At 61.8% G+C, this 15853-nt stretch carries 14 protein-coding genes, 1 tRNA gene and 2 riboswitches; of the genes, 7 read left to right on the top strand and 8 right to left on the bottom strand.

Annotated features, from left to right (window positions below):
- Nucleotides 1–114: 114 nt before the first annotated feature.
- The 3 genes from AC1RT6_RS14395 to AC1RT6_RS14405 all read left to right on the top strand — a co-directional run bounded on the left by AC1RT6_RS14395 (nt 115) and on the right by AC1RT6_RS14405 (nt 1789).
- On the top strand, nt 115–807 hold the full coding sequence (locus AC1RT6_RS14395) for an RNA polymerase sigma factor (RefSeq protein WP_079445253.1): 693 nt from the start codon (nt 115–117) through the stop codon (nt 805–807).
- 95 nt (nt 808–902) lie between these two features.
- Nucleotides 903–1424, top strand: coding sequence for a DUF4142 domain-containing protein (locus AC1RT6_RS14400; RefSeq protein ID WP_079445254.1), 522 nt, complete (start codon nt 903–905; stop codon nt 1422–1424).
- A gap of 8 nt (nt 1425–1432) precedes the next feature.
- On the top strand, nt 1433–1789 hold the full coding sequence (locus AC1RT6_RS14405; protein ID WP_079445255.1) for a cupredoxin domain-containing protein: 357 nt from the start codon (nt 1433–1435) through the stop codon (nt 1787–1789).
- 53 nt (nt 1790–1842) lie between these two features.
- On the opposite strand, the gene AC1RT6_RS14410 is transcribed toward AC1RT6_RS14405, so the two are convergent.
- From AC1RT6_RS14410 to AC1RT6_RS14425, 4 genes are all read right to left on the bottom strand, one after another.
- Nucleotides 1843–1916: transfer RNA gene (locus tag AC1RT6_RS14410), tRNA-Gly, on the bottom strand.
- 105 nt (nt 1917–2021) lie between these two features.
- A complete protein-coding gene (gene crcB, locus AC1RT6_RS14415) occupies nt 2022–2402 on the bottom strand; it encodes a fluoride efflux transporter CrcB (RefSeq protein WP_087881084.1) in 381 nt (126 codons plus the stop codon).
- A complete protein-coding gene (locus AC1RT6_RS14420; protein ID WP_079445257.1) occupies nt 2399–2608 on the bottom strand; it encodes a hypothetical protein in 210 nt (69 codons plus the stop codon). Before AC1RT6_RS14420 ends, crcB begins: the two co-directional genes overlap by 4 nt.
- 56 nt (nt 2609–2664) lie before the next feature.
- Nucleotides 2665–2724: riboswitch (Fluoride riboswitch) on the bottom strand.
- Between the two features lie 122 nt (nt 2725–2846).
- Nucleotides 2847–3953, bottom strand: coding sequence for a 2'-deoxycytidine 5'-triphosphate deaminase (locus tag AC1RT6_RS14425; protein WP_079445258.1), 1107 nt, complete (start codon nt 3951–3953; stop codon nt 2847–2849).
- 170 nt (nt 3954–4123) lie between these two features.
- A riboswitch (SAM riboswitch) is annotated at nt 4124–4203 on the top strand.
- A gap of 71 nt (nt 4204–4274) precedes the next feature.
- Between AC1RT6_RS14425 and AC1RT6_RS14430 the strand changes: the two genes are divergently transcribed.
- Nucleotides 4275–5468, top strand: a complete 1194-nt coding sequence (locus AC1RT6_RS14430; RefSeq protein WP_079445300.1) for an O-succinylhomoserine sulfhydrylase — start codon at nt 4275–4277, stop codon at nt 5466–5468.
- 39 nt (nt 5469–5507) lie between these two features.
- Here the strand turns inward: AC1RT6_RS14430 and AC1RT6_RS14435 are convergent, their stop codons facing one another.
- From AC1RT6_RS14435 to AC1RT6_RS14445, 3 genes are read right to left on the bottom strand one after another with little or no spacing between them, the layout of a single operon-like run.
- Nucleotides 5508–6470: an SGNH/GDSL hydrolase family protein gene (locus AC1RT6_RS14435; RefSeq protein WP_244553368.1), complete on the bottom strand. Its 963-nt coding sequence runs from the start codon at nt 6468–6470 to the stop codon at nt 5508–5510.
- Between the two features lie 2 nt (nt 6471–6472).
- Nucleotides 6473–7234, bottom strand: coding sequence for an SGNH/GDSL hydrolase family protein (locus AC1RT6_RS14440; protein WP_079445260.1), 762 nt, complete (start codon nt 7232–7234; stop codon nt 6473–6475).
- The gene (locus AC1RT6_RS14445; RefSeq protein ID WP_079445261.1) at nt 7231–8478 is read right to left on the bottom strand and encodes an OpgC domain-containing protein; all 1248 of its coding nucleotides are present in this window, start codon (nt 8476–8478) and stop codon (nt 7231–7233) included. The genes AC1RT6_RS14440 and AC1RT6_RS14445 overlap by 4 nt, the downstream gene beginning before the upstream one ends.
- A 204-nt stretch (nt 8479–8682) precedes the next feature.
- On the opposite strand from AC1RT6_RS14445, the gene apaG reads away from it, so the two are divergent.
- Nucleotides 8683–9078: a Co2+/Mg2+ efflux protein ApaG gene (gene apaG / locus AC1RT6_RS14450; protein ID WP_079445262.1), complete on the top strand. Its 396-nt coding sequence runs from the start codon at nt 8683–8685 to the stop codon at nt 9076–9078.
- Between the two features lie 18 nt (nt 9079–9096).
- Here apaG and AC1RT6_RS14455 read toward each other — a convergent pair whose 3' ends face one another.
- Nucleotides 9097–10101: an Hsp33 family molecular chaperone gene (locus tag AC1RT6_RS14455; protein ID WP_079445263.1), complete on the bottom strand. Its 1005-nt coding sequence runs from the start codon at nt 10099–10101 to the stop codon at nt 9097–9099.
- A 288-nt stretch (nt 10102–10389) separates the two neighbouring features.
- Here AC1RT6_RS14455 and AC1RT6_RS14460 point away from each other — a divergent pair, with 288 nt between their 5' ends.
- Both AC1RT6_RS14460 and AC1RT6_RS14465 read left to right on the top strand, forming a co-directional pair.
- Nucleotides 10390–13164, top strand: coding sequence for a [protein-PII] uridylyltransferase (locus tag AC1RT6_RS14460; protein ID WP_079445264.1), 2775 nt, complete (start codon nt 10390–10392; stop codon nt 13162–13164).
- A gap of 294 nt (nt 13165–13458) precedes the next feature.
- Complete coding sequence (locus AC1RT6_RS14465) at nt 13459–15642, top strand: transglycosylase domain-containing protein (protein WP_079445265.1); 2184 nt, start codon at nt 13459–13461, stop codon at nt 15640–15642.
- Nucleotides 15643–15853: the final 211 nt, after the last annotated feature.

A 15853-nucleotide genomic window follows, 5' to 3' on the forward strand; every position in this document is an offset into this window, starting at 1 on the left:
ACGATTCATCGGGACAGCGGAATTATGGTTAACAAACTAATGCCGGGAACCTGGCCGACTTTGCCGCATCTATTCCTCTAACGGTGGAGTATCCCGAGATCCGGAGTGAGGCGCATGCAACAGGTTCAGTCCCGGCTCGTCGCCGGCCCGTGCGACGACGATCTAGAACTGGTTCGCCGCGCTCGTGCGCGCGACGAAGGCGCAATCCGTGCCATCATGCAGGCGAATAATCGCAAACTGTACCGGATCGCGCGTGGCATCCTGCGCAACGATAGCGAGGCCGAGGACGTCGTGCAGGAAACCTACGTTCGTGCCTTCACGCATCTTGAGAGCTTTCGTGGCGACTCCCGTCTCGCAACCTGGCTGGCGCGTATCGCCATCAACGAGGCGCTTGGCCGGAGGCGACGCCTGCGCCCCACCGTCGACTGGACCACGCTGGAGCCGGGTGTGCTGAACGCCCAGATCATCCAGTTTCCCGTGTCCGCCGTTTCCGATGACCCCGAAAAAACCATGGCCCAGCGCGAAATACAGCACATCGTCGAGCAGGCGGTTGACGAACTGCCCGAGGCATTCCGCATCGTCTTCATCACCCGCGTGATCGAGGGAATGAACGTGGAGGAGACCGCTGAGCTCCTCGATCTCAAGCCGGAAACCGTGAAGACGCGGCTTCATCGTGCTCGCACGATGCTGCGTGCGAACGTGGAAAAGAAGGTCGGCCCGGTCATGATGGAGGCCTTTCCCTTCGCCGGCAAACGATGCGCGCGCCTGACCGATGCGGTTCTCGGCCGGCTTGGTCTGACTAGATAATTCGGGAACCTGTTCCGCGGGGCCGCATCCAATCCTGTGTATCGCAACAAAACGTCCGGCGATTTTCGAATCGCGGCGTCACAGGAGTATCAAGAATGTTCGTTCGACTGAGCACGGCGATCGCCGCCGCAGCACTGCTAAGCAGCGGTGCCTTCGCGCAGGGCGCGAAACCCACCGATCCGCAGATCGCGCATATCGCCTACACCGCCGGCGTCATCGATGTCACCGCGGCGAAGCAGGCGCTGGAGAAATCCACCAACAAGGACGTGAAGGCCTTTGCCGCCGATATGGTGCGGGATCATGAGGCGGTGAACGACAAGGCGCTCGCACTGGTCAAGAAGCTGAAGGTCACCCCTGAAGACAACGACACCAGCCGCACGCTGTCCAAGAACGCCGCCGCCAAACTCAAGGAGTTGTCGAAACTGAAGGGCGCCGCGTTCGACAAGGCCTATGTCGACAACGAGGTCGCCTATCACAAGGCGGTCGACAACGCCCTTGAAACCCTGCTCATTCCGTCGGCCAGCAATGACGAGCTGAAGAGCCTGCTGCAAACGGGGCTGAAGATCTTCCAGGGCCACGAGCAACATGCCGAACAAGTCGCGGCCGAACTGAAGTAGGGCGCGCCATGAAACCGGACGGATATCTCCCGATTGCCGCAGCCTTGGTAATCTCAGCCCTGAGCATCGTGGGCATGGGGGTCGCGACCTTGGGACTATCCGCCGCGGCCCGCGCGGCGACGGTTCGAGTTTCGATGCAGGACCTCGCTTTCATGCCGGTCGAGACGGAGGCCAAGGTCGGCGACACCATCGAATGGGTCAACGAGGACATCTTCGCACATACCGCGACAGCGCGAAACGGCGACTGGGACGTGACGCTGCCGCCGAACAAAACCGTCAGGCTCGTTCTGAAAAAGGCGGGAATGATCGACTACTACTGCCGCTTCCATCCCAATATGAAAGCCAGGCTGACGATCGCGCCGTAGTCCTTGGAAGCCGGAAGCGCACGGTCGAGCGGCAGGAGACCACCGAACGACGTTGGAGCGGGCGAAGGGAATCGAACCCTCGTATGCAGCTTGGGAAGCTGCCGTTCTACCATTGAACTACGCCCGCTTATCGGCTCTCCATCCCCTGATGTAACCGATGGCGCTCAGCCCGCCAAGACGTCAAGCGAGCGAACCGCTCCGCAACAGCGGGGAAAATGTCCGAAGGATCGTTCTAAAGCACCCGCACGATCTGTAAGCCCGCGATCACCGCGCCAACCGATAGCACGACGGAAACGATCATGTAAAAGGCGGCGGCAGCCACTTCGCCCCGCTGGATCAGATAGAATGAATCGAGCGAGAACGTGGAGAACGTGGTGTAGCCGCCGCAGATTCCGACGATAAGGAAGATGCGTACGGCTTGAGGCAGACTCCATCGGACAGCGAACAGGCCGGCGAACAGTCCGATCAGAAGCGACCCCGTGACATTGATGACGAGCGTTCCCCACGGAAACTTCGGGCCCAGCAATTTGCCGAAACCGATGGCGACGAGATAGCGGGCCACCGATCCCAGCGACCCGCCGGCTGCGACGGCCAGGATATACGTCCACTTCAAGGCTTTTGCTCCTTCTGCGGCCATTCGGCCATACCGCCCAAGACGCCGATGACCACCAGAGGGATCGCCAGAAGAACCGCCAGAGAGATCAATAGGGAAATCACCGGGAGGGTCTCGGAATCCATCAGGTAGCCGATCGCAACGGCCACCCAGCAAACGCCGACGCCCCACAACGAGACCGATAGCGAACTCGGAAGTCTGTTCATCACGCGCCCTTTCTCGGGCGCAGCGGGGAAGGAAATAGCTCCTACCGACGCAAAGGCGCCCGGTAGGAGTCATCAGCCTGCGGCGGTTGTCGGGGGACTCCATCCCCATCGATTTCGGTTATGCTAGAGCATGATCCCGAAAAGGGGAAGCCGGTTTTCGGATAAGATCATGCTCAATCAAAGGATGAGGCTAGTGCCTTTCCGCTTCTGATGGACTCAGCAGCAGGCCTTTACGATCTTACAGCCGGAAATGCTTTGACAACTTGAGGCCCTGGGCCTGGTAGTTGGAGCCGATGCGCTGGCCGTACATCGCGTCGGGCCGCGACAGCATCTTCTCATAGACGAGGCGGCCGACGATCTGGCCGTGCTCGAGAATGAACGGCACCTCGCGCGAGCGCACCTCGAGCACCGCACGTGACCCCTGTCCGCCCGCGCCGGCATAGCCGAAGCCGGGATCGAAGAAGCCCGCGTAGTGCACCCGGAACTCGCCGACCAGCGGATCGAACGGCACCATTTCCGCGGCGTAGTCCGGCGGCACCTGAACAGCTTCCTTCGAGGCGAGAATATAGAACTCGCCAGGATCCAGGATCAGGCTGCCGTCCGGCCGCGCCGCGATCGGCTCCCAGAACTCACCGACCGCATAGCCGCCGCGGCGATCGATATCGACCACTCCGGTATGGCGCTTGGCGCGATAGCCGACAAAGCCGTTGGCATAGTCGCCCGAAAGATCGACGCTGAGCGCCACGCCGTTGACGAGATCGGCGTCGTCGACATCGACGAGCCGCTCCCGTTCGTGCAGGGCTTCGAGCTCGTGGGCATCGAGAACGGCCTCTCCGGTGCGGAAGCGGACCTGCGACAGCCGCGATCCCTCGCGCAGGAGCACTGGAAACGTCTTGGGACTGATCTCCGCATAGAGCGGCCCGTGATAGCCGGCGCCGATCATGTCGAAGCGCCGGGTGCCGTCGGCGATCACGCGCGTGAATACGTCGAGGCGGCCGGTCGAGCTTTTTGGATTAGCGGCGGCGATGATTTCGGGCGGCAGGGCCAGGCTCTCCAGCAGCGGCACGATGTAAACGCAGTTGGTCTCCAGCACCGCGCCGTCGGAAAGATCGACTTCGTGCAGCTTGAGCTCATCAATGCGTTCAGCGACGGTTGCGTCAGGCCCCGGCAGAAAGCTGGCGCGCACCCGATAAGCCATGGCGCCGAGCCGCAGATCGAGGCTTGCCGGCTGGATCTGGCTCTCGACAAACGGATATTCCGGCAGGATCAGGCCTGCGTCGGCCATCGCCGCGATCATGCGGTCGGGCAGAATGCCGTTGGCGTCGGGAGGGAGCGAGAATGACACGATGTCGTCTTTACGGCCTGGGCGATATCGACCCGAAACAGGAGCAGGGGCTTTAGTGCTTGTCCGTCGGCGAGAGGCAGGGTTCTGGCGTCTGAATCCGGATTTGCAGCCAGCCGATTGCGATTGTCAATTGATTGGCTTGACGGACGGGAGAGGCGGGACTAGGCATGACAGCGTTCCGTGGTGATTTGAGCCGGCCGGCTTGCAGCCACGTTAAATAAGTCGCTAAACAGGCCGGGGACAATGTGATCCCGGCTTGTGGAGTTCTTCCAGGCCGGTTTTTTTGTGGCCGCTGTCCGCGGTGGACACGCAGGAGATCATATGTCCGAGACCAAGTCCGCACCCCGCTATCACCCTGAAACCCGGCTGGTTCATTCCGGCACGCTGCGTTCGCAGTTCGCCGAGACCTCGGAAGCCCTGTTCCTGACTCAAGGTTACGTCTACGACACCGCCGAACAGTGTGAGGCGCGATTCAAGGGCGACGATCCCGGCTTCATCTACTCGCGCTACTCCAACCCGACGGTCGCGATGTTCGAGCAGCGCATGGCTGCGCTCGAAGGCGCGGAGACCGCGCGCGCCCTCGCGACGGGCATGGCCGCGGTGACCACCGCGATGCTGGCGCCGCTGAAGGCGGGCGATCATGTGGTGGCGGCAAAGGCCTTGTTCGGCTCCTGCCGCTATGTGGTCGAAGACCTGCTGCCCCGCTACGGCATCGAATCCACGCTGGTTGACGGCCTTGATCTCGATCAATGGCGCAAGGCGATGCGGCCGAACACCAAAACCTGCTTCATCGAAAGCCCGACCAACCCGACGCTCGACGTGCTCGACATCGGTGGCATCGCCGAGATCGCGCATCAGGCTGGCGCTCGGCTGATCGTCGACAATGTGTTCGCGACGCCGATCTGGCAAAGCCCGCTGGAGCTCGGCGCCGACGTCGTGGTGTATTCGGCCACCAAGCACATCGATGGCCAGGGACGGACGCTCGGCGGCGTCATCCTGTCGTCGAACGCTTTCGTCCAGGATCATCTCCAGACCTTTATACGCCAGACCGGACCGTCGATCTCGCCGTTCAACGCCTGGATTCTCCTGAAGGGATTGGAGACGCTCAGCGTCCGCGTGCGCCAGCAAACCGAGAGCGCCGCGGCGATCGCGGAGGTGCTGGCGTCGCATCCGAAAGTGTCCCGCCTCATCTATCCCGGCCGGCCGGACCATCCGCAGGCGGCGCTGGTGAAAAAGCAGATGCGCGCCGGCTCGACGCTGATCGGCTTCGATGTCAAGGGCGGCAAGGCGGCGGCGTTTCGGTGTCTCAACGCGTTGAAGCTCGCGCGCATCTCGAACAACCTCGGCGACGCCAAGAGTCTCGTCACCCATCCGGCAACCACCACCCACCAGCGTCTTGCCCCGGAAGTCCGCGCCGGGCTCGGGATCGGCGAAGGCTTCATCCGCTATTCGGCCGGTCTCGAACACAAGGACGACCTGATCGAGGATCTTGTTGCCGCACTGGAAAAGGTGTGAGGCTTTCTTCCCTTTCCAACAAGGAGAGGGGGTAAAGTCTCACAAAGGCCGATTGACAGTCGCAGCCGCCGGTAAACTGGCGCCAGCCTGGACCTGATCCACCGACTTGATGATGTTGTCGCCGAGCAACTGGGCGAAACAGGCATAACCCCAGTCGTTCATGTGAAGGCCGTCCTTGGTCACGAAGGTGTCGAACGGTAGCGACTGCCGGTCGTGCCAGTCGCGCATGACCTCGAAGCGCGGGAAAATCCCCACATGCCTGTAGTGCGCGACCCGGTTCAGCAGACCGACCATTCTGCCGGCACTCTCGCCCCTGGCATTGACGGCGGGCGCGTATTGCGGATCGATCAGGACCAGATCGGCGCCGGAGGCCTGAATGGTCGCGACGCCGTCTTCGACGGTTTTTGCGGTGCTCGCGGGATCGAGATTGCGTAGCACCGCGTTGGTGCCGACCTGCCAGATCACCATGTCCGGCTTGGCATCGATCACTTCCGTTCGCAGCCGCTTTATCATCTCGGGCGCGTCCTCGCCGCCCTTGCCGCGATTGAGCACGGTGATGGCGGCGGCCGGATATTTGCGGTGCAACTGGGCCGCCAGGCGGTTCGGATAATTGAATTCTGGCGACGTCGCGCCGTAACCCTGCGTCGAGGACGAACCGAAGGCGACGATGACAACCGGTTTGTTGGCTGCAAGCTTGGCCGCCACATGAGGCAGTGATCCCACCGACTGCGAGACACCCTTCGGCGGCAGGCAAGGGACGCGATTGAAGATGTCGCGCGCGCGGGCAGCAATTGTCGCTACCTTGTCGATCGTCCTTCCGGACAGGCTCTGCGTCGGCGTGCCGGATTGCGCGGTTGCGACCGAAGAAACGGGTGCGGTGCTGCCTGTCGACAGCGCGGAGGCGTTGGCCGGCGCCGTTTGTGCGAGCGCGGTGGAGGCCGATACTGCCGCCAGTATGACCGCCGCGGCCGGGCCGAGGGTTCTGCGGAAGCGAAGGATCATCATCAACGCTTGGTCCCGAGTTCGGTGGGGTTGATGCGAGCGGTCTCGATCACGAAGGTCGATAAGGCGCTACCGAGACAACTGTGAACGCGTTTGGCAAGGCTTACTCCCCGCACTGGGCTGAATAGATCGAATTCACCGCTCTCGTTCCACTTACTCATGATTGTAAAGCGGTCGAACACTGGTACGTCGCGCTGCTGCGCGACGACGCGCATGTTGTCGATGTAAGATGTCATTGAAACCATGGTTTCCGTGCGCGGGCTGTACTGCATGTTCATCAGCACGACATCCGCTCCCGCTTTCTGCAATGAGGTCACGCCTTGGTCGAGGGCCTCGCGAAAGTCGTCGATGTCGACGGACCGGATGGCATCGACAATGCCGGTCTGCCACACCACCAGAGTTGATTTTTTCGCCTCCGCGAGCTTGCCGAGGCTGGGCGCGACATCCTCGGCGGTCTTGCGCAGAGCCAGTTCCACGGACACGTTCACGAGAATGCCCGGCAATTTCTCGCGAAGTGCAGCCTGCAATTTCGCCGGATAGGCTTCCTCCTCGGCTCCGGATATTGATGAGGAACGGCTGCCCACCACCAGAATGTTGAGCGGGCCGCCCGCCCTGACCGCCGAGGCGACCCGGGATAGTGTACTATCGCTGGTCAGTAGATAGGCCGGCACGGCGCAGTTTTTGGTCACATCGTCAGCACACGCGGAGACGCTGGCCGATGAAGCGGCCAGCGCGATCAAGACCGACGCCAAGCCGGTCCTCATGCTCCTCCTCCCGCAAGATCCGAGTCGCCATCGGCAGGTTTGGCGCGGCTTCCGCCCTTGCCCGCAACCCTCTTGTACCACGAAAACACCCATGCGGCGGCGGACATGATCAGGATTCCGCAAATGCTGATAATGAGGTGAATCGTGGCGCCGCCGGAGCACTCTGCGAGGATGAACTGCCCGGCGAAGGCCAGAAAGACCCCGATACAGAAGATCTGGAGCGAACTCTGGCCGCACAGGATCAGCGGCTTAAGCCAGGGGGACGCCAATCCCGGCCAGTTCCTGGGCAGGAAGCGGACGGCCAGCGCGGCGAGCGCCAAAAAGTGGATGATGCGCAGCACGTCGAGATTGGTCTTGTCGATCGGATACATCCACTGTTCGGCGATGTCCGGCATCAAATGATTGAGCTGCGGCACATGCCAGGTCAGCGTGGTGTAGAAAGCGAACAGCAGATAGGTGACGCAAATCCAAAGTGTTGCCGGCAAAGACAGGATGCGCGAGATGCGCTTGGCGCCTCCGAGCGCGCACCATGCGCCAAACACGAACAGCAGTTGCCAGGCGAACGGATTGAAGAACCAGACCCCGTTGGGATAGGCGGGGAGTGCCAGCTCGAACCACCGGGTGAGTGCATAAAAACCGACCGACAGCGCTAGCCCCAGATCAGCCTTGCGCTGCATCACCAGCAACACCGGCGGAAAAAAGAGCATCAGCGCGACGTAGAGCGGCAGCACGTCCATGTTGACGGGGCGGAATTTCAGAAGCAGCGCCTGCACGATCGTGACGTCGGGCTGCTTGAGAAAATCGAGGATGCCCATTTCCTCGGTGTAAAGCGGGTTCTCAAAGCTGCTCGCGACGTAGGAAATTTCCGCGAGGAAAATCGTGAATAGAAAGATATGTGCTACGTAGATTTGCCAGACTCGCCTGAGAATGCGCGCGGCGGCGACGACAAATCCGCGCTCGCGCATAGCGCGTCCGTAAACGAGGGCGGCGGTATAGCCCGAGATGAAGATGAAAATCTCCGTGGCGTCACTGAAGCCATAGTTGCGGAGAGTGAGCCAGGTCAGGAGGTTCTGCGGCAGATGGTCAATGAAAATCAACCATAGCGCGAGCCCGCGAAACAGATCGAGCCTCAGCTCGCGCTCGCGCGGCGGGGTCGGAATCAAAACGGCCGGCGCATCGCGCGTGACGCCCGCAGGGGCCGCCCTCGTGCGCGCTCCGACAATCTGATCGGTAACTGGCGGCATACGCTCGGCTTCGATAAGGCCATCTCAATCGCCTGCGCGATCGAGATGGATTTACGGGAGGACAGCTTCACGCTAACGGTGGCAAAAAATCAATATTGCCGCCGGGATCATAGTGTGGAACCAGGCTGACGCACGATCACAACGAAGGGGGCTGGTTCATGCGCCTGTTTTGGCTATGATCGCTCGAATACTAGAGAGTTTGCGATGTACCGTGCCGTTACCCGCCAGATCGAAGTCACCGTTGAACCGAATTTCATGCCGGAGAGGTCGTCCGCCGAGCGAGGCCATTTTTTCTGGTCCTATACGGTGGTTATCATAAACGCCGGTCCCGAGACCGTGCAGTTGCGCACCCGGCATTGGATCATCACCGATGCCTCGGGAAGGAAGCAGGAAGTCCGCGGCGAGGGCGTCGTGGGCGAGCAGCCGGTGCTTGCGCCCGGCGAGCGCTTCGAATACACGAGCGGGGTTCCTCTGCCGACCGCCACCGGCTTCATGAGTGGCCGCTACCAGATGATCTCGATCCGAAGCGGCGAACCCTTCGAAATAGACGTTCCGACCTTCTCGCTCGACAGCCCCGACAGCAAGCGCGTGCTGAACTAAGGTCGCGTCCAATCGCGCCTACTCCACGCCGGCTTCCTGCGGGGTAAATTCGTACACCGAATTGCAGAACTCGCAGGTCACGGCAACCTTGCCATCCTGCACCATGCCCGAGCGGTCCTCCGGCGTGAAGCTTTTCAGCATGGCCGCCACGGCGTCACGCGAGCATGAACACCGCGCGTGCAGCGCTTGCGGCGAAAACACCCTGACGCCGCGCTCATGGAACAGGCGGTAAAGCAGACGTTCACCGGACAAGTCGGGATCGATCAGTTCGAGGTCCTCGACGGTGCCGATCAGCGACTGACCCTCGGCCCAGGCATCATCCTCGCTCACCGTATGCACGGCGCCACCGTCGGGGGCATCGCCGGGATGGAGATCGGCCTGGCGCGCGCGCTCCAGCGCCTTGGGCAGGAATTGCAGCAGCATGCCGCCGCCACGCCAGCCGCGCTTCGGTCCATCCCCCTCCCGGCGCCACTCCTCGCCGACCGCGAGCCGGACCCGCGTCGGAATCTGTTCCGAGCGCAGAAAATACTCATGCGCCGCATCTTCGAGGTTGCCGCCTTCCAGTGCCACAAGACCCTGATAGCGGTTCATGTCCGGACCCTGATCGATGGTCATCGCGAGATGGCCGCGGCCCAGCAGCGCGCCCGAGTCGGAAGCATCGCCGAGCCGGGCCTTGTCGAAACGGGCATAGGCTCGCAGCCCGGCCGGGGCCCGAAAGTCGACAATCAGGAACGACACCGGTCCATCGGTCTGGGTTTGCAGGATGAACCGGCCCTCGAACTTGAGCGATGAGCCGAGCAGCGTCGTCAGCACGATCGCCTCGCCGAGCAGCTTGGCGACCGGTGCGGGATAGTCGTGCCGGACCAGCAACTCGTCGAGCGCCGGCCCTAGCCGGGTCAGTCGTCCACGCAGGTCGAGTGTGCTCACCTCAAACGGAATCACGGCGTCGTCGACCGGAATGGATGAGGGCGCGCGCACGGGGGTTTCACGCGACGTGGCGGGGTCGGGCATTTGTGAGGTCATGCCCTCTATCTGGGGTCGACTGGCCGGGATCGAAACCCCATGAGAGGGAGGAGCGTCATATAAAGCTCCGTTTGAGGATGGGCTGCGGAATATCGGCGCAGCAGCTGAGAAATAAAAGTCACGCGTTTCAAATATTTAGGGGATTTCCGTCAACGAGAAAACAGATATTCTGGAGATGCCGGCTGCAGCGCATCATTGCTCAAACCGGTGGGTTGAAGCATGGATCCGTCACATGCAGTTCACAAACTGCGGTGACAGCGCGCGCGGCCTCCGTTATCCGGATAAGCGATGGACCTCGCAACGACAAAAGAAGCGGCGGACGGCGCCGGTTTCGATACCGTCCGGATCATCGGCGAAATTGATGCGCTGGCCGAAAAGCACGCTGGGCACGGGGACGTTTTCCGTTCTGCCGTGTCCAGGTTGTTGAAGGTCGAACTCGCGAAAGTGCGCGATGCGGCGCAGGCGAGGCTTCTGCGTGACCGCCACGGGCGGCGCTGCGCCGAATGGCTTTGCTTCGTTCAAGACGAAATCATTCGTCTGGCGTTTTCGGCCGCGACCCGTCATCTCTATCATTCCCCTATTCCGTCCGATGGCGAGCGCATGGCCGTGGTGGCGACCGGCGGCTACGGGCGCGGTTTGATGGCGCCGGACTCGGATATCGATCTGCTGTTCATTCTGCCTTACAAACAGACGGCGTGGGGCGAACAGGTCGCCGAGGCTATCCTGTATTGTCTATGGGACATGGGGTTGAACGTCGGTCACGCGACGCGCTCGGTCAATGAATCGATCCGGCAGGCGCGGGGCGACATGACCGTCCGCACCGGAATTCTGGAAGCCCGCTTCGTCACCGGCGACCGGGCACTTTACGACGAACTGGTTAGCCGCTTCGACACCGAAGTGGTGCGGGGAACAGCGGCGGAATTCGTCGCTGCCAAACTTGCCGAGCGCGAGGAGCGCCATCACCGCGCCGGCCAGTCGCGCTATCTGGTCGAGCCTAACGTCAAGGATGGCAAAGGGGGATTACGCGACCTGCATACGTTGTTCTGGATCGCGAAGTATGTCTATCGGGTGCGTGAAAGCCACGAATTGCTCCAGTGCAATGTGTTCGATGTTCGCGAATACCGGACCTTTAGCCGCTGCGCCGATTTTCTATGGTCGGTACGCTGTAACCTGCACTTCGCGACAGGGAGGGCGGAGGAACGGCTGTCGTTCGACTTGCAGCGGGAGATCGCGGTCCGGCTCGGATATACGTCTCATCCGGGGATGCAGGATGTCGAACGCTTCATGAAGCACTACTTCCTGACCGCCAAGGATGTCGGCGACCTCACCGCAATTCTATGCGCGAAGCTCGAGGATCAGCAGGCTAAGCCGGCACCGGTTCTCAGCCGCGTGATGTTGTGGCCGCGGGGCACGGAGGTTCGGCGGGTTCCGGACAACGACGACTTCATCATCGACAACAACCGCATCAATCTCGCGACGCCCGATCTCTTCAAGCGCGACCCTGTCAATCTGATCCGTTTGTTCCGCCTCGCGCAGAAGAACAACCTGGCTTTCCATCCGGACGCCTTGCGGCTGGTGACGCGGTCGCGACGGCTGATCAACGCGGAGCTTCGCGAAAACCCGGAAGCCAACCGGCTGTTCATGGAGATCCTGACCTCGAATGATGCGGAGACCGTGCTGCGCAGGATGAACGAGACCGGGGTGCTAGGTCAGTTCATCCGCGCCTTTGGCACGATCGTCTCGATGATGCAGTTCAATATGTACCATCACTACACGGTGGACGAGCATCTGATTCGCTGCATCGGCATCCTTCAGGATATCGAGCGCGGCGACAATGACGAGGTCGCGCTCGCCAGCGAGCTGATGCGCAAGATTCTTCCCGAGCACCGGCCTGTCATCTACATCACCACACTGCTTCATGACGTTGCAAAGGGCCGGCCCGAGGATCATTCGATCGCAGGCGCCAAGGTAGCGCGCAGATTGTGCCCGCGCCTTGGCTTCAACGCAGCCGACACCGAACTGGTCGCGTGGCTGATCGAACAGCATCTGACGATGTCCAAAGTGGCCCAGTCTCGCGACCTATCCGATCGCAAGACCATCGAGAATTTCGCGGCCGTGGTCCAATCGGTCGAGCGGATGAAGCTCTTGACCATCCTGACGACCGCAGACATTCGCGGCGTCGGCCCCGGCGTCTGGAATGGCTGGAAGGCCCAGCTGCTCCGCACTCTTTATTATGAGACAGAACCCGTGCTGACCGGCGGCTTCTCCGAGGTCAATCGCGCGCAGCGCATGGCGGCGGCTGAGGCCGAGTTCCGTGCCGCTTTCACCGAATGGCCCGACCATGAGCTTGATGCCTACATTGTCCGGCATTATCCGGCCTACTGGCTCAAGGTCGATCTCGAGCACAAGATCAGGCACGCGCGCTTCCTGCGCGCCAGCGAAGGAAGCGGCAAGAAGCTTAACATCAACGTCGGCTTCGATGAGGGGCGCGGCGTCACCGAGCTGACGATCCTTACCGCCGATCATCCCTGGCTGCTGTCGATCATTGCGGGAGCATGCGCGTCGGCCGGGGCCAATATCGTCGATGCCCAGATCTATACGACCATCGACGGGCAGGCGCTCGATACCATCGCGATCTCACGCGAATATGAGCGCGACGAGGACGAAGGCCGGCGCGCCGGCCGCATCGCCGAGATCATCGAGCAGGTGCTCGAAGGCCGGTTGCGCCTGCCCGACGTGATACCGAGCCGCGCCGGGGGAAAGAGGCTGCGGCCGTTTGTGGTCGAACCCAAGGTCACCATCAACAATCAATGGTCGGACCGCCACACCATGATCGAGGTTTCAGGGCTTGATCGACCTGGGCTTCTGTTTCAGCTCACCACGGCGATCTCGAAGCTCAACCTCAATATCGCCTCGGCCCACGTGGCGACATTCGGCGAGCGCGCGCGCGACGTGTTCTACGTCACCGACCTGCTCGGCGCCCGGATCACCGCTCCGACACGGCAGACCGCGATCAAGCGCGCGCTGGTCCATCTGCTCGCTAACGGCAGCACTGCGAAATAATTCGCCGTCGGGAGGCAGCGTCTTGCAAACTCCCCTTGCAATGGGTTTGGCCCTCATTCTGGCCGGACCAGCCGGTCGGGCTGTGAACGTCGCGCGGATGACAGGACGCGGCTTGTTCGACTTGGGTCGGCGGTTCCAGCCCTAATGTTGCATTAACTTTCAGGTAACCGCGCCTTAAAGCCCGGCCGCTAGGGTCCGTCTGATTTTGACGTTCGCATCAACGGTTGCTGCAAGAACATGCGAACTTCGAAATCGGCACACTGGCGTGCAGGGTCGGCGTGAGCGTTGTTGCGTATGGCGTGGGGACAAAAAAAGCGTAGCGGGCGCAAAGAGCCGGTATTCAGTGGGTTCGCAGCTTCGCTTTCGGAGTTGCGCATCAATCCGCTCGACCGCGTTACGATCGCTGACGACAAGCCGCCGGACAGGCGAGCCCGCCCGCGCAAAGCAGCCGCTCCGAATACTGAAGGCCCGCGCAGGCCTCCGGGTGAGGGTGGACGGCGAGCGAAGAAGCGTACACGCGCGCGTCTCTCGCGGCTGTTTTATTGGGGCGCCGTCCTCGCATTGTGGGCGGTTATCGCTGTCGTCGGCCTGCTGATCTATATCGGCGCGCATCTGCCGCCAATCCAGTCGCTCGAAATTCCAAAACGTCCGCCGACCATTCAGGTTGTCGCTGCGGACGGCAGCGTGCTGGCGACGCGCGGCGAAATGGCCGGAAACAACGTCTTGCTCAAGGACGTGCCGTCCTATTTGCCGAACGCCTTCATCGCGATCGAGGATCGCCGGTTCTATTCGCATTACGGCGTCGATCCGATCGGCATCCTGCGCGCAGCCGTTGCCAACGTGCTGCACTTCGGCGTATCGCAGGGCGGCTCGACGCTGACCCAGCAACTTGCCAAGAATCTGTTCCTGACCCAGGAACGTACGCTTGAGCGGAAGCTCCAGGAAGTCGAACTCGCGCTCTGGCTGGAGCGCAAGCACACCAAAGCGCAGATTCTCGAGCTTTACCTCAACCGCGTGTACTTCGGGTCTGGCGCGTATGGTGTCGAAGCGGCGGCGCAGAAGTATTTCGGAAAGCCCGCGAAGAACGTCACGCTCGCCGAAGCCGCCATGCTGGCCGGTCTCGTCAAGTCGCCGTCGCGGCTCGCACCGGATCGCAACCCGGAAGGTGCCGAAGCCCGCGCAAAGATCGTGCTCGCGGCAATGGCGGACGCTCACCTCATCACGGCGCAACAGGCGCACGCCTCGGCCGCCCAACCCTCCTACGCCGTGAAGCCGGCCAGCGCCGGTACCACCAACTACGTTGCTGACTGGGTCGGCGATGTCCTCGATGATCTGGTGGGCCAGGTCGATCAGAACATTGTCGTCGAAACGACCATCGATCCGAAATTGCAGAGCGTGGCGGAAGCCGCCTTGATCGACGAACTGGCCGCGAAAAGCGTCAAGTTCAATGTCAGCCAGGGCGCATTGGTGGCGATGACGCCCGACGGCGCGGTCCGCGCCATGGTCGGCGGCCGCAACTACGCCGACAGCCAGTTCAATCGGGCGACCATGGCAAAGCGTCAGCCCGGCTCCGCGTTCAAACCGTTTGTGTATCTGGCCGCGATCGAGGCCGGGCTCACGCCCGAGACGATCCGTCAGGACGCTCCGCTCGACGTCAAAGGCTGGCGGCCGGAGAACTACTCTCATGAGTATTTCGGCGCGGTGACGCTAACTCAGGCGCTCGCAATGTCTCTCAATACCGTCGCCGTCCGGCTCGGACTGGAAGTCGGTGCTGCAAAAGTGGTGCGAACCGCGCACCGCCTCGGCATCACATCAAAACTTGAGACGAACGCATCAATCGCGCTTGGCACTTCAGAGGTGTCGCCGCTGGAGCTGGTTGGTGCCTACGCGCCATTCGCAAACGGCGGATATGCCGCCAGTCCCCATGTCGTCGAGCGCATCCGCACCGTCGACGGCAACAAGCTTCTCTATGCGCGCGGGAAGGAAGCACCCGACCGGGTGATCGATCCACGGGGGGTCGCCATGATGAACACGATGATGGAGCAGACGCTCATCAGCGGCACCGCGCGCAAGGCCGAGATTCCCGGATGGACAGCCGCCGGCAAGACCGGAACCAGTCAGGATTTTCGCGATGCATGGTTCATCGGTTATACCGCGCGGCTCGTGACCGGGATTTGGCTCGGCAACGACGACAATACGCCGACCCGCAAGGCGACCGGCGGCGGTCTGCCGGTGGAGGTCTGGACCCGCTTTATGCGAGCCGCTCACCAGGGCGTGCGGCCCGAGCCGATTCCCGGCACACAGCGGGGCGGCTTCCTGCCTGAAGTCGCGCAGTTCGGCCAACCCGTCGACGTACCGGTCCCTGCGGCTTCGCCTGCGGTCGAGCGCCAGCCGCAGCCGGTGCGGACCAATGTGCGGCCGGAAGCTGCTGGCGGTCTGGATGGCTGGCTCGTGGACCGGCTGTTCGGCGGTCACTGAAGCATGACAAAATAAGATGAAAGCACTCAACGCGTCATTGCGAGATCGCGACAAAATTGGCTGCCAATTTTGTGCTGAGCGAAGCAATCCAGATAGCAAGAAAGAGAGTTGGATTGCTTCGTCACCGTCGTTCCTCGAAGACGAGGAACTGTGCTCCTCGCAATGACGAAGCGCTTCAGTTCCAACCAAAGCAATCAAGCCCTCGTACGGC

The organism is Nitrobacter sp. MLSD-S21 (assembly GCF_058809865.1).